The organism is Brevibacillus brevis (assembly GCF_001039275.2).
GTDB classification, from domain to species: domain Bacteria; phylum Bacillota; class Bacilli; order Brevibacillales; family Brevibacillaceae; genus Brevibacillus; species Brevibacillus brevis_C.
The window spans coordinates 1,232,560-1,252,328 of record NZ_CP030117.1; the positions used below are offsets into that span (position 1 = coordinate 1,232,560).

Below are 19,769 nucleotides of genomic sequence, written 5' to 3' on the forward strand. Positions count from 1 at the left end.
CATACAACGTCGGAGAGTAGGAGAGGGAACGCTTATGCTGTTACGCATTCTGTTTACATTGCTGCTCGGATCACTGGGAGGCTGGCTGTTTGCTACCATCCACAGTCCACTTCCTTGGCTGCTCGGAGCATTAGTCACCACGGTTATTTGTAATATGCTTGGGGTCAAAAATCTTTGGATTCCCCGATGGTTTCGTCAAGCAGGCTTGACAGTGATTGGGATTACCCTTGGTCTGCGAATGACACCAGAAATCGTCGATACGATGACAGGGCACATCGGTTTGATGCTCATCACCACGATTTTGACCATCTTAATCAGTTTGGTAAACGCTTGGATATTTTATAAGGTCTGCCGAGTAGACGGAATAACGGCGATCTTCAGTAACATTCCCGGCGGATTATCGGAAATGGTGTCGGTGGGGCAAACGGCTGGAGGAAATCAACAAGTCATCACGATTTTCCACTCGATTCGTGCGATCAGCGTCGTGCTTTGCACTCCTTATCTTGTGACATTTCTACCTACTCATGCTGCCATACAGCCAGCTACTACAGAACACATGCTGGGGATTGGGCAGACAGTCATGATTCTTGTGGCTGGTGTCATTGGAGCGTTGATTGCGTCACGCTGTTATATACCCGCTCCGTTCTTGCTAGGTGCCTTGCTCGTGACCGCTTTGATTTCGATGAATACATCGCTTGTGGGAGAGAGTCCTGCGTTGCCAAGCATCTTAGTCCAAGGGGCGCAAATATTCATCGGGGTCAGCATCGGTCTTGGCTTCAAACGAGAGGACATCGCCAAAAACCGTCGATTCTTTCTGTTCGGTCTCATGCATTCCCTGTTCTTGTTCGTCATGGTGATTGCGCTTGCCATCGGCATTTCTTACGTGACGGCTACCGATATCGTGACCGCGATTCTGGCTACGGTGCCAGGTGGACTCGCCGAGATGAGTTTGACTGCCTTGGCGACAGGTGCCGATCCGATCTTAGTGACAGCGTTTCATCTGTTTCGTTTAGTTCTTGTCCTGACGTTGTTTTCCTTCGGCGCTCGTGTATGGACGAACCGCCACAGCAGGATCAAACAGCCAAAGGAGACCAGCGCCTGACGAAGTTTTACAGTCGAATCTATGGCAAGGCCTGTACGTTCCCTGACCGGAACGGCAGGTCTTTTTGGCGTGAAAAAAATGAAAATAATCGTAAATATGGTGTTTATCCAAATTATCTGAACAAACTAGGAAGCGTTTTCATCTGATGCTATGATCTCCTTAACTTATTTGAAAACGCTATCAATCGAGGGGGTTATAAAAATGAAAAAATCAAACAAATGGACAAAGTGGACCGGAGTACTCCTCACTACGGCAATGGCACTTAGCCTCGCAGCCTGTGGAGGCGGCGGCGGTGGGCAGACAGCATCCTCTGGAGGAGCTTCTACCTATCCGGAAAAACCGATCTCGGTTATCGCTCCGTCTGGGGCAGGCGGTGGTTTGGATAAAACAGCGCGTTCTCTCGCAAAGGTGATGTCAGCAACGAAGCTGGTAGACAAGACGATCTCCGTCGAAAACAAGCCAGGTGGCGGACAGGCAGTAGGTTTGGCTGATTTCGTAACGCAGGACAAGAAAAACAACTATAAGCTCTTGCTTCCCTCTACACCAATCGTCATCAACAATGTGAAAAAAGAAGGAAACAGCCCGCATTCCTACAATGATATGACTCCGTTGGCACAATTGACGAAAGATTACGGCGCGATCGTAGTAGCAGCCGATTCTCCATACAAGGATCTGAAATCGTTAATGGATGCAATCAAAGCTGATCCAACCAAAGTAACGGTTGCAGGCGGTTCTGCTCCTGGCTCGCTTGATCACTTGACCTTTTTGATGCCAGCTGTAAAAGCGGGAATTGATCCGAAATCAGTGAAATACATCTCTTACGATGGCGGTGGAGAAGCGATCGCATCTCTCTTGGGTGGCAATGCTGACGTACTGGCTACAGATGTATCCGGTTCGGGTGAATACTTGAAATCCGGCAAAGTAAGAATCTTGGGTGTTTCTTCCCCGGAGCGCTTGAAAGGAATGTTCAAGGACATCCCGACGTATAAAGAATCCGGTTATGACACGGAGCTGATCAACTGGCGCGGTGTATTTGGACCAAAAGACATGACACCAGATGCTGTTGCTTACTGGGAGCAAAAATTGAAAGCCATGACAGAGACTCCTGAGTGGAAAGCAGAGCTGGAAGCAAACGGCTGGGACGATGGCTACAAAAACGGTGCAGACTTCAAGAGCTACCTGGGTGAGCAAGAAAAAATGTTCAAGGAAATCCTGAGCTTGCTCGGAATGGCAAAATAAAAAGGTTTGATGGGGGATGGAGAAGGAGCGATTCTTCTCCTCCTCCTTCATTCTGGATTCTTGTACGAACAGGAGGGAACATACGTGAGCAAAACATTTGACCGCTTCGCCAGTCTGATTTTTCTCGTGTTGGGCGTAGCATTTGTGGTCGGGAGCCAAAACATCTCGGCGAGTGCTTACGGCAGCAATGTCGGACCAAACATTTTTCCAATGGGACTCGGAAGCTTGCTGATCCTGCTCAGCCTGCGATTATTTTATGAGACATTCAAATACAAGCAAGAGGGCAAGAAAGAGAAGGAAAAGCTCGATTACAAACGGTTCCTCATCATTCTTGTCGCGGCCTTATTCTACGTATTGCTTCTAGAGGAAATCGGCTATGTGATCAGTACCTTCCTTTTCCTTTTGGTTGGATTTCAGACGATGCAGAAAGGGAAATGGCTCAACAGCGTGCTCATTTCCGGTGCATTTTCATTCGGTGTCTACTTGTTGTACGTGGAAGTTCTCGATGGCACTTTGCCCGGTTTACCAACATGGTTAGGCTTGTAGGAGGTGGATGAAATGAGTGCATTTGATTATTTGCTGAACGGATTTGCCACTGCCCTGCAATGGCAAAATATTATCTTTGCATTTGTGGGTGTCTTGATCGGTACAGTAGTCGGGGTATTGCCAGGGATTGGCCCAATCAGTGGCGTGGCCTTGTTGATTCCGGTGACCGCTTCGTTGACGAGTGGACTGCCTCCAGAAGCAGCGGCGACCAGCGCCATTATTTTGCTGGCAGGGGTTTATTACGGAGCGATGTATGGCGGCTCTACTACTTCGATTTTGTTGAATACACCTGGTGAGTCATCTTCTGTTGTTACCGTACTGGACGGATACCCGATGGCTAAGCAGGGAAGAGCGGGAGTCGCTCTCTCCATCGCTGCAATTGGTTCGTTTTTTGCAGGACTCGTCTCGCTGATCGGTCTGGTATTTTTGGCAGAGCCACTCTCGGAAGTAGCGCTCAAGCTCAGCCCGGCAGATGAGTTTTCACTGATGATCTTGGGGTTATGTGCACTGAGCGGGCTGGCAGGCAAGTCCGTGACCAAAGCATTGATGATGACGGTTTTTGGCTTATTGATCGCGACGATCGGGCTGGACAATGTATCGGGTGTGGCGCGTTTTACCTTTGATATGCCCGAGCTTTATTCTGGTTTGGAATTTTTGACGATCGCTGTAGGGGTATTTGCGCTTGGAGAAGTGTTCAAGACGATTCTCGAACGGGATGTGAATGAGGGAGAGATCGCCAAAATCTCCCGAATTATACCGACCAAGCAAGACTTGAAAGAAAGTGCTGGACCGATTCTCCGCGGATCACTGGTTGGATTCTTTAAAGGAATTGTTCCTGGTTCTGGTGCTACATTGGCATCCTTCCTCGCTTATTTGCTGGAAAAGAAAATCAGTAAAACGCCTGAAAAATTCGGCAAAGGGGCAATCGCTGGGGTAGCGGCTCCAGAGTCGGCAAACAACGCAGCATCTGGTGGGGCGATGATCCCACTTCTGACCTTGGGGATTCCGGGTACAGGGACGACAGCGGTATTGATGGGCGCACTGATTATGTACAACGTGCAGCCAGGTCCGCTCTTGTTTGAAGATCATCCGAACATCGCTTGGGGCTTGATTGCCAGTATGTTCATCGGAAACGTGATGCTCCTGATCCTCAATATGCCGCTCGTAAAGGTGTTTGCGAAGCTGATTGAGACACCACCTAAATATTTGATCCCGATGATCGTTGCCATTTCTGTGTTTGGTGTATACGCAGTCCGTGTCTCCGTTTTTGATCTGGTCTTGCTGCTCCTCTGTGGACTCGTGGGTTACTTTTTGGCGAAAAACGATTTCCCAATGGCTCCACTCGTTCTGGGCTTGGTCTTGGGTCCGATGATTGAAAATAATTTGAGACGCGCGCTGACGACGTCCAATGGTGATTTTTCTATCTTTATTGAAAAGCCAGTATCGCTGGTGTTTCTGATTATTGCGGTTCTCTGGATCACCGTTCCCTTGATCATGAAAATGAGAGGGAAGAAAGTAATCGTGAACGAAGAATAGAGGAGGGCGATTCTCATGCGCGATGACAAAAAGATTAAAGAGGAAGTCAAACAGCAGTTCGGTGCGAATGCTGAAAAGTATGTGAATAGCCAGACGCATGCTACGGGAGAGGATCTCGCTCTCCTCACGCCTTGGCTGAATCCTTCGCCTGATTGGGTGTTTCTCGATGTGGCAACGGGTGGCGGTCATCTTACCAAGGCAATCGCTCCACATGTCGGTCAAGTCTTTGCGACCGATTTGACACAGCCGATGCTCGCAGCGGCGCGAAACCATCTGAAATCTCACGCGAGCAATGTCTTTTATGTGGTTGCAGATGCGGAAGCACTACCGTTTTTGAGTGAATCCTTTGATGCAGTCGGGTGCAGAATCGCGGCTCATCACTTTCCGAACCCAGAGGCATTTGTAAAAGAAGTTGCCCGTGTCCTAAAGCCGGGTGGAAAATTTGTGCTGATCGACAATATCGCAGCAGAGGATGAAAAGCTCGATCGATTCGTGAATACACTGGAAAAACTTCGTGATCACAGCCATGTACGAAGTTACTCACGCTCCGAATGGTTAGTATGGATAGAGCAAGAGGGACTGGTCGAGAGTCATTCGCGCATCCGTAAAAAGACGTTCCCGTATGCGACTTGGGTCAGACGTACGACAGAGACTGAGGAGCAGGTTGAGCAAGTAACTGCGCATATTACAAGTGCTGATGAAGAAATCCAAGCCTACTTCGCAGTTGAAAAAGAAGGAGAGCAAGTCGTTTCCATCCAAGTTGATGAGTGGATGGCGTTGTTTGAGAAACCAGAATGATAAGGACGATGCTTCTAAGCTGGTCCCCGCTTACAATCAAGCGGGGGCTTGTTCTTTTTTGTATGAGTACCTAAGTAACGATTCGTAATGATAGGGGGGCTTAACCAACGGTTTTTGGCATTATTTTTTGGGGATATCTTGCTCTGTATTTACTATTCGTTTGAATTCGGTCAATATAGAGTACGAATGGTCTATATGAAGGAAAATATGCTACTATAACCACAGGAGGTATGTGATGGATGAGGTTGACCTGAGAATTGTTCAATTGCTCGAGGAAAACGGAAGGATATCTCATGAGGAAATCAGCAAGCTGCTGCACATCTCGCGACCGGCTGTCCACCAACGGGTTGCCAAGCTGGAAAAGAATGGGGTTATCAAGGGGTACCGAGGCATCATTGACTGGAGAAAATTAGACCAAAGGCTGAAGGTATTGATCTTCGTCAAAGCAAGATGTCAGGATTTCAAAGAAATCACAGCGAAGATTGTGAATGTTCAGGTACCGAACGTGACCATCATCGAATGCCAACGGCTCGCGGGAGAGTGGTGTATGATGCTAAAAGTACGTGCGACGGCACCGGAAGATATCACCAATCTGATCGATGAAATGGTTCAGTATGACGAAATACTGGAAACCTCCACGACCTTCATCTTGTCGACGATCTACGAGGATGGCTGGAAAGAAATTTGAAAACCAAGGTGGAAGCACAATGACAGGAAAAAAAGATTCGAAATTATTTGGCGTTACGATTGCGTTGCTAGCGGTCTACTTGTTTTGGGGGGGCACTTATCTCGGGATGAAGATCGCCATTGAATCGATGCCACCCTTTATTATGGCGGGTGCGCGGTTCTTCTTGGCGGGATTGGTCCTATTCCTGATCGGGCGTTGGAAAGGGGCAGAGCTGCCCAGTGTAGCAGAATGGAGAGGGGCTGGAATAGTTGGGGCGTTGCTGCTTCTCGGTGGTAACGGTGTAGTTGCATGGGCACAGCTCAAGGTACCGTCAGCAATCGCGTCCTTGCTAATCGCTACCGTGCCGTTGTGGATTCTCGTTTTCAACTGGATCGGTGGCAGCAAGAAGAAGCCTACGGTTGGAGTCATGGGAGGAATCCTGTTTGGCTTGGCGGGGATCGCTGTACTGGTTGTCCATCCCGAGGGCACAGGCAATCAAGGAATAGATTTGATCGGAATCCTGGCGCTCCTGTTTGCCTCGATCTGTTGGTCAGTGGGATCGTTGTATTCGCGCCAGGCAAAGCTCCCAGCATCACCTGTGATGGCAACGGCCTTGCAAATGCTCATTGGAGGAATTTTGCTGGGGATCGCGTCGCTGTTTCTCGAAGATTGGACGAAGCTGCATATATCGGAGATTACCCTGCGTTCCTGGATTGCCTTTGGCTATTTAGTTGGATTTGGTTCCATTGTCGCCTACACGGCGTATATTTGGCTTTTGAAAAATGCAGAGCCCTCTCTGGTCTCCACGTACGCCTATGTAAACCCGATTGTCGCAGTATTTCTAGGCTGGCTGATCGCTGATGAACAATTGACAAGCCAAACCTTGATTGCTGCTGTCATGATCATTGCATCCGTTGCCATCATCACGATGTTTCGGGAAAAGAGTCCAGGTGCGACACAACCGGTAGCAAGAAAAGAAAAAGGGAAGCTTCAGGTTCATAAATGAAGCTTCCCTTTTTTGCGATCAGGCATTATTTTGCTGATTTTTGCGGCACCCAGCGGTATTTTCGTTCCGGACGCCCGACAGTTCCATAGAACGTCTCTACTGTCACTTCATTAATAGAGACAAGAAATTCGAGGTATCTGCGCACCGTCGAATGGCTCATGCCAGCCAGTGCAGCCAGATCATCGGCATTCATACTTTGGGTGGTCTCCTGCATCTTGTCCCGGATCAGCTTTAATGTCAGCTTGTCGATACCTTTCGGGAGTGTGGTGACAGTCTCAACAGTTTTGGTAGCAGGAGTGTGTGTGGCTTTTGTAAACAGCTTGTCCACTGCTGTTTGATCAATGGTTGTATGCTGCTGTAGCTGGCGTCTCGTATTTGCATATTGCTCCAAGGTAGACATGAATTTATCGATCATAATCGGCTTGATAATGTAGCTGTATGCCCCGCCACGTATCGCTTCTCTCACGGTTTCCACATCGTTTGCGGCTGTGATCATAACCACATCGATCCCGCGAAAATGATTCCGTACTTCACGCAACAGGTCAATCCCGTTCATATCTGGCAAATAAATATCCAAGAGCAGAACATCCGGCGTAACGACGTGAAGCATCTCCAATGCCTGTTTTCCAGTCGTGGCCGTGGCAATAATCTGGAATCCTTCCAGTTTACTTGTGAATTGTTCATAGATTCTAGCTGCAATTTCGTCATCTTCCACGATCATGACGGTAATGGGTTTCTCAGACATCGTGGATTGCCTCCTCTCTAGATGCTTTGTCCCACTTCTTGGGGACGACGACGGTGAAACGCGCTCCGCCAAGATCACTTTTTCCGAGTGAGATTTGCCCCTCTAATAGCTCGATGGCGTTTTTCACAATAGCCAAACCGAGTCCTCGATTTTCGCCTGATTTCGTAGTGACACCGCTTTCAAAGATGCGGGGCTCCAATTCCTTTGATACCCCATGTCCATTGTCTTCGATGTCAAATATGATATCGCCACCTAAATCAGTAAAGGAGACGTGAACCATTGCTTCAGATCCTTTGTATTCGAGGGCAGCTTCCATCGCGTTGTCGATCAAATTGCCGAGAATCGTGACCAATACCTTTGTATCCAAGCTATCAGGTACATCTCCCAAATAGCTGTCCTGATCAATTTCGAGTAATACCTTCATTTCTTTGGAGCGATTGATTTTCCCTAGCAGACAAGCTGCGATGAAGGGCTCTTTGACTGAACTCATAATGAAGGCGAGAATATCCTGCCGTTCTTTTACTTCATCAGTGATGAGTTCGATTGCTTTGTCGTATTCCTTTAGCTTGAGGAGACCGTAAATGGTGTTCAAACGATTTAAATATTCGTGATTTTGTGCACGCATATTGTCCGAAAAGGAACTGATCTTCGTAATTTCTTCGGTAAGTTGCTCGATTTCTGACTCTGGACGAAATGTGAAGACCACGCCTCTGATTTCATTATTGCTCAAAATAGGGGAGTAGTCGGTTATAAAAATTTCGTGCCCCAGCAAAATTTTGTAGTTCATTTCTTGCGTATTTCGATTGACGGAATGAATGATGTCACGCAATTGCGGGCTGGCGATCGATTTCCCTACGGTCAAATCCTCTTGGAGAAGGGAACGTGCGCGTTTATTCATTGAGACGACACGCCCTTGCATATCGACTGCTACCGTAGCATCGCGAATCGATTCAAGAATAGCTGCTTTTTCCGTAAACAAAAATGAGATTTCTTCTGGTTCCAGACCAAAGATCAATCGCTTGACTCGTCTGGCAATGATAATCGCGCCAATAATGCCGATAACCAGCAGCACCAGGGATAAGGCGACGACCCTTTCCTTGTATTCCGCGACCTTTTTCTCTACATCACTCATGACATAGCCGACAGAGGAGACACCGATTGTTTCGCCTTTCTTATTGACGATCGGTGTTTTCGCTTTGATGGCTGGACCTGAAATGCCTGTCCCCCGATAAATGACCGAGCGGTTTTCTAAAAAGACGGGGTCATTGCTGGTTCCCATCGGTAATCCAATCTGCTTTGGGTCGTAGTGAGAGTACCGAATACCGTCCTTGTTTCCAATCACCACATAGCTAGCGCCTGTTTCCATCCGAATGGTTTCGGCTATCGGTTGTATCACTTTGGAAGGTTGATCGGTCCCGAAGGCTGCAATGATGCGTTCGTCCATGGCAGATAGCTTGGCGACCGTCATGGCTTGCTGACCAATATAACGATCCAAAATGTCATCTAATATGAAGGAAAATAAGGCAGTTCCTATCCCCATGCTGATCAGGACAACGATGGAAATGAGCAGAACCATTTGGGTCAAGAGGCTGATACGTGCTTTTTTGGGTGTATGAATCATGGGCAAACCACCTTCGATGACAGATCATGATGCGATGAATGTATGAAACCGTTTACTCCATTCATTATAACAATAACGCTTTCACATTTGTGACACAAAGTAAAAATGTAACAACACCGTAGCCAATAGGTTTATGAAAAAAGTTTTGACAAATTTTTTATAAAAAATTGAACAAAATATGAACAACAAGTGAATATTATGTTACAATGAGAGCATAAAACAAAAACGGTCACGCAAAAAATCTATAATGATAGGGGTTTTGTGTTATGAATAACGATCGAAAAGCAGCAGATGTATTAAGATGGATGGCTTGGACAGTATTATTTGTCGGTGCTGTTATTATGGCTTTCACTGCAAGCGATTTCAGATCGCAAAACTTGCCGTTGATGGTGTCGATCGGATTTTTGATCGCTGGTATGAATATCTTCATTATGAGCACAGTATTTCGCTTGATGACATTAAAAAGAACGGACGCCTAACAAGATAAAAATAGACCCATAGAGAACCTCTCATTTTCTTCATTATAATGAGAGGTTTTTTTATTTATACGGAATTTTGCCGTCAGCCAAATGCGCTGGCGTTTTTTTGATTTTTTTATTAAAAGTGAAAAGAAACCTTGACAATCGGAATTGGGTGGGATGACCAGAAATGGGTGGCGGACTTCATTAGAGGAGAATCCTAACAAGAATATGATCAACTCGTGAATGCTATGTGAACACTTTGTAACAGAAAAGCTACGAAATATTGAACGTCGTTAAAAACGAGTACAAAAGCTCGCAGACTCTGATAGTATGTATATGCGGCAAATGGTGAAGTTCACTTGTGTTAAAAAAACTCTATTGTGAGGTACTCTCGAAAAGTGTGAATGCACGTTAAAGAAAAGAGGGTTTTCCAAAACCTCGTTCGAGACCTCCATAGAGAGTGACTGCACTATCTGCACTATCGACATATGTGAGGCGAAGTTCACCTGAAAGGAACTGCGCTCTCAAAGTACTACATGCTCGTTGTTTGTGACTAGGAGGGATTAGGAGAATGAGCGGAGGAAAAATGCTGAGGCATATCCAATTTTGGATCTTGGCAGTGTTGGGCACCGTTCTGCTGACAGGCTGTGGTAGCGAATACCTCGTCTTGAATCCAAAAGGACCTGTAGCAGAAACGCAGTACAATCTCATTATTATTTCCACGATATTGGTCGCTGTCATTATCGTTCCGGTTATTGCGCTTACCGCTTTCATTGTATACCGCTATCGGGATACACCGGGCAATAAAGCAAGTTATAAGCCGGAGTGGGCACACAGTACAACCCTTGAGGTAATTTGGTGGATTATTCCTATCGTTATCGTTGCATTGCTGGGTTACTTTACTGTGCGTGATATTTATGTGTTAAAAGAGAACCCGAATAAAGAAGTTGCTCCTATGACCATTCAGGTTACGGCTTTGGACTGGAAATGGATGTTTACGTATCCAGAACAAAATATCGCTACTGTTAACCATCTGGAGATTCCAGCAGGTGTACCGATTCGCTTCCAGGTATCTGCTGATGCGCCGATGAACTCTTTCTGGGTTCCAGAATTGGGTGGACAGATTTATGCGATGGCGGGAATGGCTACCGAGCTGTATCTGCAAGCAGATGAACCAGGTACGTTCGCTGGATTTAGCTCCAACTTCTCTGGTGAAGGCTTCGCCAAAATGCAGTTCAATGTTGTTGCCAAACCGAAAGACGAGTTCGATAAGTGGGTAAAAGAAGTAAAAGGTACGACTCCAGCTATGACGAAGGCAGATTATGAAGAACTTCGCAAGCCTGGCGTGACAGATAAGTTTACGTACTCTGCATTCCCAGAAGGAATGTTTGAAGAGATCGTTGCCAAGTATGGCCATGGTCACGATATGGACTATGTGATGGAGAAAAACCCTGCGCCTGCAGGTGACAAGTCTTCTAATGAGACTTCGCTAAATACGCATCAAAAGACTGAATCGCACAACATGCCTGGAATGAATCATTCCAGTATGAACCACTAGGCGAGAGGGAGGAGGAATACCACGTGTGGGAGAACATTAAGGATTTTGCATCCACGTTCTTTGTAACAGGTGACCCACTGATTTACGGCGCGGACGTATCGATTGTACTGAGCATCATTGCGATCGTATTCGTTCTGACTAAGTATAAAAAATGGGGTTGGCTATGGCGTGAATGGTTGACTACAGTTGACCATAAGCGTATTGGTATCATGTATTTGATCGCATCGCTTCTGATGCTGTTCCGCGGTGGGGTTGACGCTCTGCTGATGCGTTTGCAACTGGCATTCCCGAACGTAGAGTTCCTGAACTCGGAACACTATAATGCCATCTTTACGACTCACGGTACGATCATGATTTTGTTCATGGCGATGCCGATGATGTTTGCCTTGTTTAACATGGTAGTACCGCTTCAACTCGGTGCTCGAGATGTAGCGTATCCGTTCTTGAACGCACTCAGCTTCTGGCTGTTTATGCTCGGTGCGATGCTGTTCAACATTTCGTTCGTAATCGGGGGCTCCCCGGACGCTGGTTGGTTGTCTTATCCGCCATTGTCACAAAATGAATTCAGCCCTGGACCAGGTCAGAACTTCTATATTTGGGGGATACAAATCTCCGGTATCGGTAGTTTGGCGACAGGGATTAACTTTATCGTAACGATTCTCAAAATGCGTGCACCTGGCATGAAGCTTTCCAAAATGCCATTGTTTAGCTGGTCCGTATTGTCCAGCTGCATTATGATTATCTTCGCTTTCCCAATTTTGACTGTAACATTGGCTCTGTTGTTCCTTGACCGTTTCGCAGGTGCCCACTTCTTCACAATGGACGGCGGCGGTAATCCGATGATGTACCTCAACCTCATCTGGATGTGGGGTCACCCTGAGGTATATATCGTAGTAGTACCAGCTTTCGGTATTTTCTCCGAAATCGTGGCTACGTTCTCACGTAAGAAGATTTTCGGCTACAAATCAATGGTTTGGGCGATGATGATCATTGCCGTTGTATCGTTCTTTACATGGGCTCACCACTTCTTCACAATGGGTACGAGCGCAAGTGTTATCGCCTTCTTTGCGATATCAACGATGATTGTTGGGATACCGACCGGTGTTAAGGTCTTTAACTGGCTGTTTACAATGTACCGTGGTCGGATATCCTTTAAACAACCAATGCTGTGGACCATTGCCTTTATCCCGTGCTTCGTAATTGGTGGAGCGACAGGGGTAATGCTGGCAGTAGCTCCGGCAGACTATCAGTATCACAACAGTTACTTCTTGGTTGCCCACTTCCACCAAGTATTGATCGGTGGGGTAGTGTTCGGTTACCTGGCTGGTATTTACTACTGGTGGCCAAAACTGTTCGGTTTCAAGCTCGACGAGAAACTGGGCAAATGGGGCTTCTGGTTCTGGAATATTGGTTTCTACGTGTGCTTTATGCCGCAATACGCGCTCGGTTTCATGGGTATGACTCGCCGTTACTATACGTACGGTTGGGATCGCGGTTGGGCAGACCTGAACCTGGTATCCACTGTTGGGGCATTCTTGATGGGTATCGGTTTCATCTTCCAAGTATGGCAAATCGCTTACAGCATCAAGAATGGTGAGCGCGACACGACAGGCGATCCATGGAATGGTCGTACGCTGGAGTGGTCGATTCCGTCACCTGCACCGTTCTACAACTTTGCTGTTGTACCACAAGTGAAAGAAATGGATGACTGGTGGGCAACAAAAGAAGCAAAAGCAAATGGCACCTATAAAGAAGAACCGGCGAAATTGGAGCCGATTCATATGCCGAAGAACTCTGGAATTCCGTTTATCATGGCGAACTTCTGGTTCTTGGTAGGTTTTGGTTTCACATTTGGATGGGTTTGGATGGCCGTCATTGGATTCATTGGAGTATTCGCATGCATGTGGGCACGCTCCTTCCAATACGACACGGATTATTACGTACCGGTGGAGGAAGTGCGTCGCACTGAGGCTTCACTGGGGAGGGTGGTGTAACGATGGCGCAGCATCATGACCATGGTCACGGCCACGACCACGACCATCATGAAGAGCATGAACAATTAAAGGTTCTTGGTTTTTGGATTTTCGTTGTAACAGACTGCGTGCTGTTCGGTACATTGTTCGCAACATATGCGGTAATGATGAATAGCTTTGCTGGCGGACCAACTGGACAGGAATTGTTCCAGTTGCCAGGTGTAATTGCTTCAACCTTTATCTTGTTGACAAGTAGCTTTACCAGCGGTCTCGCTGTTCTTGCAATGAACAAAGGCAATGTCAAGCAACTGATTGCTTGGCTGGCTGTAACGGGTCTTTTGGGACTGTCTTTCGTAGTGTTGGAAGTCACTGAGTTTATGCACTTGATCAGTGAAGGTGCAACTATGGGTACTAGCGGCTACTGGTCCGCTTTCTACACACTGGTTGGTACGCACGGATTGCACGTAACGCTTGGTTTGTTCTGGATGACTGCGTTGATCTTCCAGCTGAAGCGTCGTGGAATCACCGCGGTTACTCGCCGCAAAATTACCAACCTGAGCTTGTACTGGCACTTCCTTGACGTTGTGTGGATCTTCCTCTTCACAGTCGTTTACTTGATGGGGGTGATGTAAGGTGGCACAACATCAAAACCATGGCGGACATCATAGTCACGGATCGATGAAAGAGTACGTGATCGGTTTTATCCTGTCGATCGTGCTCACCATTATCCCACTCGTGCTGGTCATGAACTCAATTTTGAGTAAAACGGCGACCATGATCACGATCTTGGTAATGGCGGTCTTGCAGTTCGTAGTTCAGTTGGTCTTCTTCATGCATATCCGCGAAGGAGAAAAACCACGCTACAACGTACAGACATTGATTCTTGGACTTGTGATTGTATTTACAATCGTTGCAGGTTCCCTCTGGATCATGTTGTTTAACAAATATTAATCAGGTAAGAGCGTGGCATAGGCGATTCGTTGCTTGTGTCACGCTTTTTTTGTTTTTTGAAAGTAGCGGTAGTGAATGGAAGAAGCGCATTTCCAGTCTACGCTTCGGCCTACGCGGCATTTAGTCAACCAGTGGAAGTGATTCAAGAAGTAAAAGATTGTTTGGCTAGTAAACCTCTCTTCTTGCAGATATAATAGAAAGAATTTTACGCCAAAATGTGCAAAGGGAGTGAGATGATGGCTGGGCAACTGTATGTAACGAAGCCTTGTGCAGAACTTCAAGCAGAGTATATTTCTTTCTACGAAGAGTGGAAAGAAAGTGGAGAGCCTATCGTACCGTGGGTAGTGGATCGGGAGCCCTATGATTTTCCTGCGTATCTGGAATTTCTGGAGAGTGAAAGCAACGAGGAAAATCTTCCGGATGGCTATGTTCCTCATTCGACGTATTGGCTTGTGAATGAGGAGCGACGCATAGTGGGGGCGGTGAATATTCGACATCGTCTCAACGAGCGTCTACGAAAAAACAGCGGGCACATCGGATATGGAATCCGGCCTTCGGAGAGACGCAAAGGATATGCTACGGAAATTTTAGCGCAAGCCCTAAATATTACGAGCGAGTTGGGTATAAACGAAGTATTGGTGATTTGCGATTATGACAATGTTGCATCTGAAAAAACGATTCGGAAGAACGGGGGCGTTTTTGAGTCAGAATGTACAGATGACGATGGATTGGTCATTCGTCGCTTCTGGATTACACGATCTTCGTAAAAGAAGAGGGCTATCTCATTGTCCGTTTACAAGACGTTTGAGATAGCCCGTTCCCTATTTATTCATCTATCTTGTATGCAATCAACTTGCGTACCCATTTCTCCATCTCGTCAAGAATATAGTCTGGAGGTGGGGTTTTTCCGTCTTTTTTTGGGAGGACGAGCCATTGTAATGGTTTTGGGACATGAAGGATTTTCTCAAGAAGTTGTATCCCTTGATCGTCACGAATGATATCTCGTAAAAAGATGAACATTCGCTTGTCTAATGTATGGATGAGCTTTCCTTCATATTCTGTACCAGAGATAGTGACAGAAGGGTGCCCGTGCCTCTCAATTCCCCCTAATACTTCAACCCATACAAAATCGTACAATTGGGAAAGTTCAGCTTCAAGGAGATCGGGATCTTTAATGGGTACCTGTTCTGTGGAAGAGAAAGGGCGATTTAAAAAAATCTCTGGGTCCATCTCCATAAAGTCTAATACTACCTTGCAAGATGGAGCTTGTTTGTTTTCATGGGTGTATAAAATCTCGTCGATTCTTTTCAAATCCAATTTTTTACCAATCAAAAAACCTATTCGCAGTTCGATTGTCATACACTCCTTATTCAAAGAAGAGAAAATCTGGCTAACTAAACTACCACTTCATTAATCTTCTCCCCAATACTCTGGAAATTGATTTTTTCTCGTAAATTGAGTCTGACCATGATGCCACTTAAAATTATCATCTTTTTTATGCCAATGGAAGTCAATGCTTTTACCTCTATCTACTCTTTTCATATGGAACCTCAATAAGTCTTTTCCCGTTTTCTTGTCAATAATATCGAAAACTTTTTCTCCTTGGATAATGCCATTTCTAGCACTTTTGGACTCCGGCCCGTCATAATCAATATCCCCATCATATTGTTCGTGCAAGGCTTCAACTTCTGCCCATATTTCAGATTCTATTCTTTCTTCAAATTCATCATAAGCCATTTTTTGTATCCTTTTCCCCATTTTTTTCTTAACTGCTTCTTTAAGAGCAAATCTTAATAAAATGGGTAATATGGTAGGCTGAACTTTTTCTTCGCTTCTAAAACTTGAGCCACTTTGCAATAGTAGAGTTTCCGTTATTTCAGGCAATACCGAATGCTTTTCAGCTATTTGCTCTTTTACGTCATTAACCAATTTGTTGAGCTCATTTTCATCATCTTGACTGGTGGAAAAATACTCTTCCAGATCCCTTTTAACGTCATCTTCGAGTGAAGTCTTTTCTAAAAATGCTTCTTGAAGATCCCTATCGGATTTCATACCTTTTAGAACAAGGTCTAGGTTGTCGAAAGTATCGGTAAGTGATTTTTCAAGATCATCTTTGTTTTCAGACATGACCTCACTCGAAAATTCGTATTGAAGCATTTCATTCACGGATGATTTGGATAATACATCAGTCTCTGCAGCAAAACTAGATGTCAGAACAGTGCTGAATAGCATCATGGAGGCAAGAGAGGTTAAAAACAACTTTTTTCCTTTTTTGATAAAATCAATCATTTTAATCCTCTTATTTCAAATATTTACCAATTAATAAGGTAATATAAATTTGTGATTATATCAATTGCTTTTTGAAGATTTTGTTCGAAGCTAAATAAAAATCACTGGATAAACTAGTTAATAGATATTGTCTTGAATACCATACTTAGTATATAATTATGTTGTGAAAGTTATTTTGGAAGGGAGAGATTTCTTTGTTTGATATCGTAATTATTGGAGCAGGCCCGGCAGGAGGAAGTGCAGCGTTGTTTGCTGCAAAAGCAGGTAAGAAGACGTTGCTGATTGATAATGACAAAAGCATGACCAAGCGCGCGTGGATGGAAAATCACTACGGCATCATGGAAATCTCAGGCCCAGACCTCATTGAAATCGGTAAAAAGCAAGCAGCGAAATTCGGTGCGGAGCTGGTAGCCGACCAAGTAAGCAGCATTACCAAAACAGAGCAAGGCTTACTCGTAGAGACAGCGGAAAAAGGCAGCTTCGAGGCTAAGCATGTGATTCTTGCAACTGGAGCGCTCGTGACTTTGGCAGAAGCGATTGGGGTAAAAACCAAAGAAGGTACAGAGCCACGGATCAAAACAGTTGTCGATGTCGATGCACAAGGGAAGACGAACATCGAAGGAATTTGGGCAGCAGGTACGTGCGCAGGAGTAAGCGTACATACGATCATTACATCTGGTGATGGCGCCAAGGTTGCAATCAATGTCATCAGCGAACTGAATGGCGAGCGTTACGTTGATCACGATGTTTTGAAAACGAACTAAATCAGGTCTGAAACACCTTCTTACCATTTTCAAGAAGGTGTTTTCTTTTTCCTTCCAACCGATGATAGCTTGTATCGTGATCTTGTTTTTGACATAATGAAGAGCGTTCCTGTTGCTCTGTAGAATTGATATCGATTCTATTTTTATCTAGATTGCTCTATGTAAGAAGGGAGGGAGACAGGTAGCATGTTCGTCAATCATGTGGTGGTAAGCGTGATCGTTTCTTCCTGCACGATCGCCCTTATTTTCTTGATTCGAAAAGTATTTCGCTCCCAACTGTCGGCTAGATGGCAGTACAATTTGTGGTTTCTCTTGCTAGTCGCTTTGACGCCAGCTTTTATCCCGAATTCCTTTTTTGATTTTGGAAATCTTTTTGCTTCAGGAATGAATCAGCGCAATGAAGCCGGTAGCTCGATGCTCGCTGCGCAAGCTCCTGTGTTTGAAAATGCGAATTGGGTACAGGATTTAACGTTGTCGGTAAGTCGCTATACACCGGACTCCTTTCCTACGATTTTGGCCAGCCTATGGGTTGTCGGCATGATCGTTTGTGCTTCGATCACGTTATCAGCCTGGTTAAAAATCCAGCAGATCAAGCGATCGGCTTCTGTGATCACCAATCAAGAAATCATCGATATATTTGAACAATGCAAGAAGGATGTAAAAATAAGTCGGCACATCGTGTTGGCAGAATCCAAGCAGGTCAAATCTCCGATGACGTTTGGCGTTTTTACGACGTATGTTGTCCTTCCCAGTCATTTTGACGAGTGGCTGTCAAACAGAGAAATAAAGTATATCTTTTTACATGAGCTCATGCACCAAAAGAACCATGATATCGTCACGAACTATGTGACCGTCGTGTATCAGCTTTTGTATTGGTTCCATCCATTGGTTTGGCTGGCTTTTCGGGAAATGAGAGTAGACCGTGAAATTGCTTGTGATGTAGCTGTACTGAACCTTTTAGACAAGCGAAATTATCAGGAATATGGTCATACCATCATTAAGTTTTTGGATAAAGAAAGTCGAGTCGAGAATGTCGTTTTGGCGAATCAGTTAAACGGTTCCAAGAAGGCAGTTAAAAAACGAATCGAGAAAATCGCTTCCCACAAGGCAGAATCAAAGCTGTTGCAGTTGAAAAGTACCGTCATTTTTTCCATGATGGGTGTCTTGGTTGCCAGTCAGGTTCTTGTTGGTTCCGCATTAGCCGACGATCGCAGTCGCTATCATTTTCAACATGATCGAACCATTTACGAGGATTTAGACAACTATTTCCGTGGCTTTGAAGGCAGTTTTGTCTTATATGATTTGAAAGCCGACCAGTATCGAATTTACAACGAGGCAGGAAGTACACAACGAGTTTCACCGAACTCGACCTACAAGATTTTTCTCTCCTTGTTTGGTTTGGAGGCCGGTGTGATTTCGAGAGAAGATTCCCTGTTAAAATGGGATGGAATCCACTATCCTTATGAGCAGTGGAACCGGGATCAAGATCTATTTACAGCGATGCGAAACTCCACAAATTGGTATTTTAAAGAGATGGATAAGAGCATCTCTCCGGATATGACGCAAGCTTTTCTGGAACAATTGAACTACGGGAATTCCAATACATCTGGTGGAATCGGCGAATATTGGATAGAATCTTCCTTGAAGATTTCTCCGGTGGAGCAGGTACAATTATTAAAAGCGTTCTATACCAACCAGTTTGGCTTTCAAGAAGACAATATCCTGACGGTGAAAGACTCCATCCGTTTATCGGAAAAGGCGGGTTCGATTCTTTCCGGGAAAACAGGTACGGGCACCGTCAATCAAAAAGATGTGAACGGTTGGTTTGTCGGATATGTAGAGAACGAGGAAGGCACCTACTTCTTTGCTACAAATATACAAAGCGAAGACGACGCGAATGGACCTGCAGCAGCAGAAATCACCTTGTCTATTTTGAAAGCGAAAGGTCTTTACTAGCCTTTGTTCTTTCAGTCATGATTATCGAAAGGGGGAGACTTCATGTCTACATCCATGCCAAGTATTTCAGAAGCGGAATGGCGAGTGATGAATGTGCTATGGGAAAAGTCACCGCTAACGGCCAACGAAATTATATCCTCCTTGGAAGGTCAAACGGATTGGAACCCAAAAACAGTACGTACTCTTTTGAATCGTTTGGTTCAAAAAAATGCCGTTGGAGTCAATCAAAACCAAAGAGTCTATACGTTTTATCCGTTGTACTCACAAAATGAATGCCAGCACGCCGAGGCACAGTCCTTTCTGGAGCGGATTTACAGCGGAGCTCTAAAATCGATGCTGGTTCAGTTCATCCAGAAGGAATCCTTATCGGACGAGGAAATTCAGGAGCTGCGTTCCATATTGGATGCGAAACAAGCATCGACTGATCATCCTAAAAAATAAAGCACGCCCTTTCAAGCTGAGTTGGAGAACCCATTTACGGTTATCCAGTTTTCTTGAAAGGGCGTCTTTTTTTCAAGAAAGGACGGATGTAGCTCTTTTCCTTGCATAAAAGGAGA

20 protein-coding genes are annotated in these 19,769 nt (G+C 45.4%); 16 read left to right on the forward strand and 4 right to left on the reverse strand.

The genetic code is table 11. The features are described 5' to 3' along the window. Positions 1–34: 34 nt before the first annotated feature. The 7 genes from AB432_RS06470 (at position 35) to AB432_RS06500 (ending at position 6,894) form a co-directional block, all read left to right on the forward strand. Positions 35–1,102, forward strand: a complete 1,068-nt coding sequence (locus AB432_RS06470) for an AbrB family transcriptional regulator (protein ID WP_048031538.1) — start codon at positions 35–37, stop codon at positions 1,100–1,102. Between the two features lie 201 nt (positions 1,103–1,303). Beyond that, on the forward strand, positions 1,304–2,341 hold the full coding sequence (locus AB432_RS06475) for a tripartite tricarboxylate transporter substrate binding protein (protein WP_048031539.1): 1,038 nt from the start codon (positions 1,304–1,306) through the stop codon (positions 2,339–2,341). Between the two features lie 84 nt (positions 2,342–2,425). Next, positions 2,426–2,887, forward strand: coding sequence for a tripartite tricarboxylate transporter TctB family protein (locus tag AB432_RS06480; protein WP_048031540.1), 462 nt, complete (start codon positions 2,426–2,428; stop codon positions 2,885–2,887). A 12-nt stretch (positions 2,888–2,899) separates the two neighbouring features. Beyond that, positions 2,900–4,423, forward strand: coding sequence for a tripartite tricarboxylate transporter permease (locus AB432_RS06485; protein WP_048031541.1), 1,524 nt, complete (start codon positions 2,900–2,902; stop codon positions 4,421–4,423). Positions 4,424–4,438: 15 nt separating this feature from the next. Then, a complete protein-coding gene (locus AB432_RS06490; RefSeq protein ID WP_048031542.1) occupies positions 4,439–5,221 on the forward strand; it encodes a class I SAM-dependent methyltransferase in 783 nt (260 codons plus the stop codon). A gap of 235 nt (positions 5,222–5,456) precedes the next feature. After that, positions 5,457–5,909: an Lrp/AsnC family transcriptional regulator gene (locus AB432_RS06495; protein WP_048031543.1), complete on the forward strand. Its 453-nt coding sequence runs from the start codon at positions 5,457–5,459 to the stop codon at positions 5,907–5,909. A 19-nt stretch (positions 5,910–5,928) separates the two neighbouring features. Next, on the forward strand, positions 5,929–6,894 hold the full coding sequence (locus AB432_RS06500; RefSeq protein WP_048031544.1) for an EamA family transporter: 966 nt from the start codon (positions 5,929–5,931) through the stop codon (positions 6,892–6,894). A 25-nt stretch (positions 6,895–6,919) separates the two neighbouring features. Here the strand turns inward: AB432_RS06500 and AB432_RS06505 are convergent, their stop codons facing one another. Both AB432_RS06505 and AB432_RS06510 read right to left on the reverse strand, forming a co-directional pair. Next, positions 6,920–7,639 carry a response regulator gene (locus tag AB432_RS06505; RefSeq protein WP_048031545.1) on the reverse strand — a complete coding sequence of 240 codons (720 nt, stop codon included), beginning with the start codon at positions 7,637–7,639 and terminating at the stop codon, positions 6,920–6,922. Further along, positions 7,632–9,260 carry an ATP-binding protein gene (locus AB432_RS06510; RefSeq protein ID WP_048031546.1) on the reverse strand — a complete coding sequence of 543 codons (1,629 nt, stop codon included), beginning with the start codon at positions 9,258–9,260 and terminating at the stop codon, positions 7,632–7,634. Before AB432_RS06510 ends, AB432_RS06505 begins: the two co-directional genes overlap by 8 nt. A 266-nt stretch (positions 9,261–9,526) precedes the next feature. On the opposite strand from AB432_RS06510, the gene AB432_RS06515 reads away from it, so the two are divergent. The 6 genes from AB432_RS06515 to AB432_RS06540 all read left to right on the forward strand — a co-directional run bounded on the left by AB432_RS06515 (position 9,527) and on the right by AB432_RS06540 (position 14,970). Beyond that, the gene (locus AB432_RS06515) at positions 9,527–9,739 is read left to right on the forward strand and encodes a hypothetical protein (protein WP_048031547.1); all 213 of its coding nucleotides are present in this window, start codon (positions 9,527–9,529) and stop codon (positions 9,737–9,739) included. Positions 9,740–10,292: 553 nt separating this feature from the next. Next, the gene (gene qoxA, locus AB432_RS06520) at positions 10,293–11,279 is read left to right on the forward strand and encodes a cytochrome aa3 quinol oxidase subunit II (protein WP_048031548.1); all 987 of its coding nucleotides are present in this window, start codon (positions 10,293–10,295) and stop codon (positions 11,277–11,279) included. Positions 11,280–11,302: 23 nt separating this feature from the next. After that, positions 11,303–13,273 carry a cbb3-type cytochrome c oxidase subunit I gene (locus tag AB432_RS06525; protein WP_048031549.1) on the forward strand — a complete coding sequence of 657 codons (1,971 nt, stop codon included), beginning with the start codon at positions 11,303–11,305 and terminating at the stop codon, positions 13,271–13,273. 2 nt (positions 13,274–13,275) lie between these two features. Further along, positions 13,276–13,884, forward strand: a complete 609-nt coding sequence (gene cyoC / locus AB432_RS06530; protein ID WP_048031550.1) for a cytochrome o ubiquinol oxidase subunit III — start codon at positions 13,276–13,278, stop codon at positions 13,882–13,884. Between the two features lies 1 nt (position 13,885). Further along, entirely contained in the window at positions 13,886–14,203 is a 318-nt protein-coding gene (cyoD, locus tag AB432_RS06535; protein ID WP_048031551.1) for a cytochrome o ubiquinol oxidase subunit IV, read from the forward strand. A 236-nt stretch (positions 14,204–14,439) separates the two neighbouring features. Continuing rightward, positions 14,440–14,970: a GNAT family N-acetyltransferase gene (locus AB432_RS06540; RefSeq protein ID WP_048031552.1), complete on the forward strand. Its 531-nt coding sequence runs from the start codon at positions 14,440–14,442 to the stop codon at positions 14,968–14,970. A gap of 58 nt (positions 14,971–15,028) precedes the next feature. Here the strand turns inward: AB432_RS06540 and AB432_RS06545 are convergent, their stop codons facing one another. Beyond that, the gene (locus AB432_RS06545) at positions 15,029–15,562 is read right to left on the reverse strand and encodes a hypothetical protein (RefSeq protein WP_053079554.1); all 534 of its coding nucleotides are present in this window, start codon (positions 15,560–15,562) and stop codon (positions 15,029–15,031) included. Positions 15,563–15,613: 51 nt separating this feature from the next. Next, the gene (locus tag AB432_RS06550; protein ID WP_048031554.1) at positions 15,614–16,492 is read right to left on the reverse strand and encodes a YpjP family protein; all 879 of its coding nucleotides are present in this window, start codon (positions 16,490–16,492) and stop codon (positions 15,614–15,616) included. A 194-nt stretch (positions 16,493–16,686) separates the two neighbouring features. Here AB432_RS06550 and AB432_RS06555 point away from each other — a divergent pair, with 194 nt between their 5' ends. The 3 genes from AB432_RS06555 to blaI all read left to right on the forward strand — a co-directional run bounded on the left by AB432_RS06555 (position 16,687) and on the right by blaI (position 19,653). Continuing rightward, positions 16,687–17,256 (forward strand): FAD-dependent oxidoreductase, encoded by a 570-nt coding sequence (locus AB432_RS06555; protein WP_048031555.1) that lies wholly within the window; start codon positions 16,687–16,689, stop codon positions 17,254–17,256. Between the two features lie 186 nt (positions 17,257–17,442). Then, the gene (locus tag AB432_RS06560; protein WP_048031556.1) at positions 17,443–19,212 is read left to right on the forward strand and encodes a BlaR1 family beta-lactam sensor/signal transducer; all 1,770 of its coding nucleotides are present in this window, start codon (positions 17,443–17,445) and stop codon (positions 19,210–19,212) included. A 42-nt stretch (positions 19,213–19,254) separates the two neighbouring features. Further along, the gene (gene blaI / locus AB432_RS06565) at positions 19,255–19,653 is read left to right on the forward strand and encodes a penicillinase repressor BlaI (protein WP_048031557.1); all 399 of its coding nucleotides are present in this window, start codon (positions 19,255–19,257) and stop codon (positions 19,651–19,653) included. The last annotated feature ends 116 nt before the right edge of the window (positions 19,654–19,769 follow it).

Coding starts and splice junctions, on each gene's coding strand:
- AB432_RS06470 (WP_048031538.1), top strand. CDS start 35: ATGCTGTTACGCATTCTGTTTACATTGCTGCTCGGATCACTGGGAGGC.
- AB432_RS06475 (WP_048031539.1), top strand. CDS start 1,304: ATGAAAAAATCAAACAAATGGACAAAGTGGACCGGAGTACTCCTCACT.
- AB432_RS06485 (WP_048031541.1), top strand. CDS start 2,900: ATGAGTGCATTTGATTATTTGCTGAACGGATTTGCCACTGCCCTGCAA.
- AB432_RS06490 (WP_048031542.1), top strand. CDS start 4,439: ATGCGCGATGACAAAAAGATTAAAGAGGAAGTCAAACAGCAGTTCGGT.
- AB432_RS06495 (WP_048031543.1), top strand. CDS start 5,457: ATGGATGAGGTTGACCTGAGAATTGTTCAATTGCTCGAGGAAAACGGA.
- AB432_RS06500 (WP_048031544.1), top strand. CDS start 5,929: ATGACAGGAAAAAAAGATTCGAAATTATTTGGCGTTACGATTGCGTTG.
- AB432_RS06505 (WP_048031545.1), bottom strand. CDS start 7,639: ATGTCTGAGAAACCCATTACCGTCATGATCGTGGAAGATGACGAAATT.
- AB432_RS06510 (WP_048031546.1), bottom strand. CDS start 9,260: ATGATTCATACACCCAAAAAAGCACGTATCAGCCTCTTGACCCAAATG.
- AB432_RS06515 (WP_048031547.1), top strand. CDS start 9,527: ATGAATAACGATCGAAAAGCAGCAGATGTATTAAGATGGATGGCTTGG.
- qoxA (WP_048031548.1), top strand. CDS start 10,293: ATGAGCGGAGGAAAAATGCTGAGGCATATCCAATTTTGGATCTTGGCA.
- cyoC (WP_048031550.1), top strand. CDS start 13,276: ATGGCGCAGCATCATGACCATGGTCACGGCCACGACCACGACCATCAT.
- AB432_RS06540 (WP_048031552.1), top strand. CDS start 14,440: ATGGCTGGGCAACTGTATGTAACGAAGCCTTGTGCAGAACTTCAAGCA.
- AB432_RS06545 (WP_053079554.1), bottom strand. CDS start 15,562: ATGACAATCGAACTGCGAATAGGTTTTTTGATTGGTAAAAAATTGGAT.
- AB432_RS06550 (WP_048031554.1), bottom strand. CDS start 16,492: ATGATTGATTTTATCAAAAAAGGAAAAAAGTTGTTTTTAACCTCTCTT.
- AB432_RS06560 (WP_048031556.1), top strand. CDS start 17,443: ATGTTCGTCAATCATGTGGTGGTAAGCGTGATCGTTTCTTCCTGCACG.
- blaI (WP_048031557.1), top strand. CDS start 19,255: ATGTCTACATCCATGCCAAGTATTTCAGAAGCGGAATGGCGAGTGATG.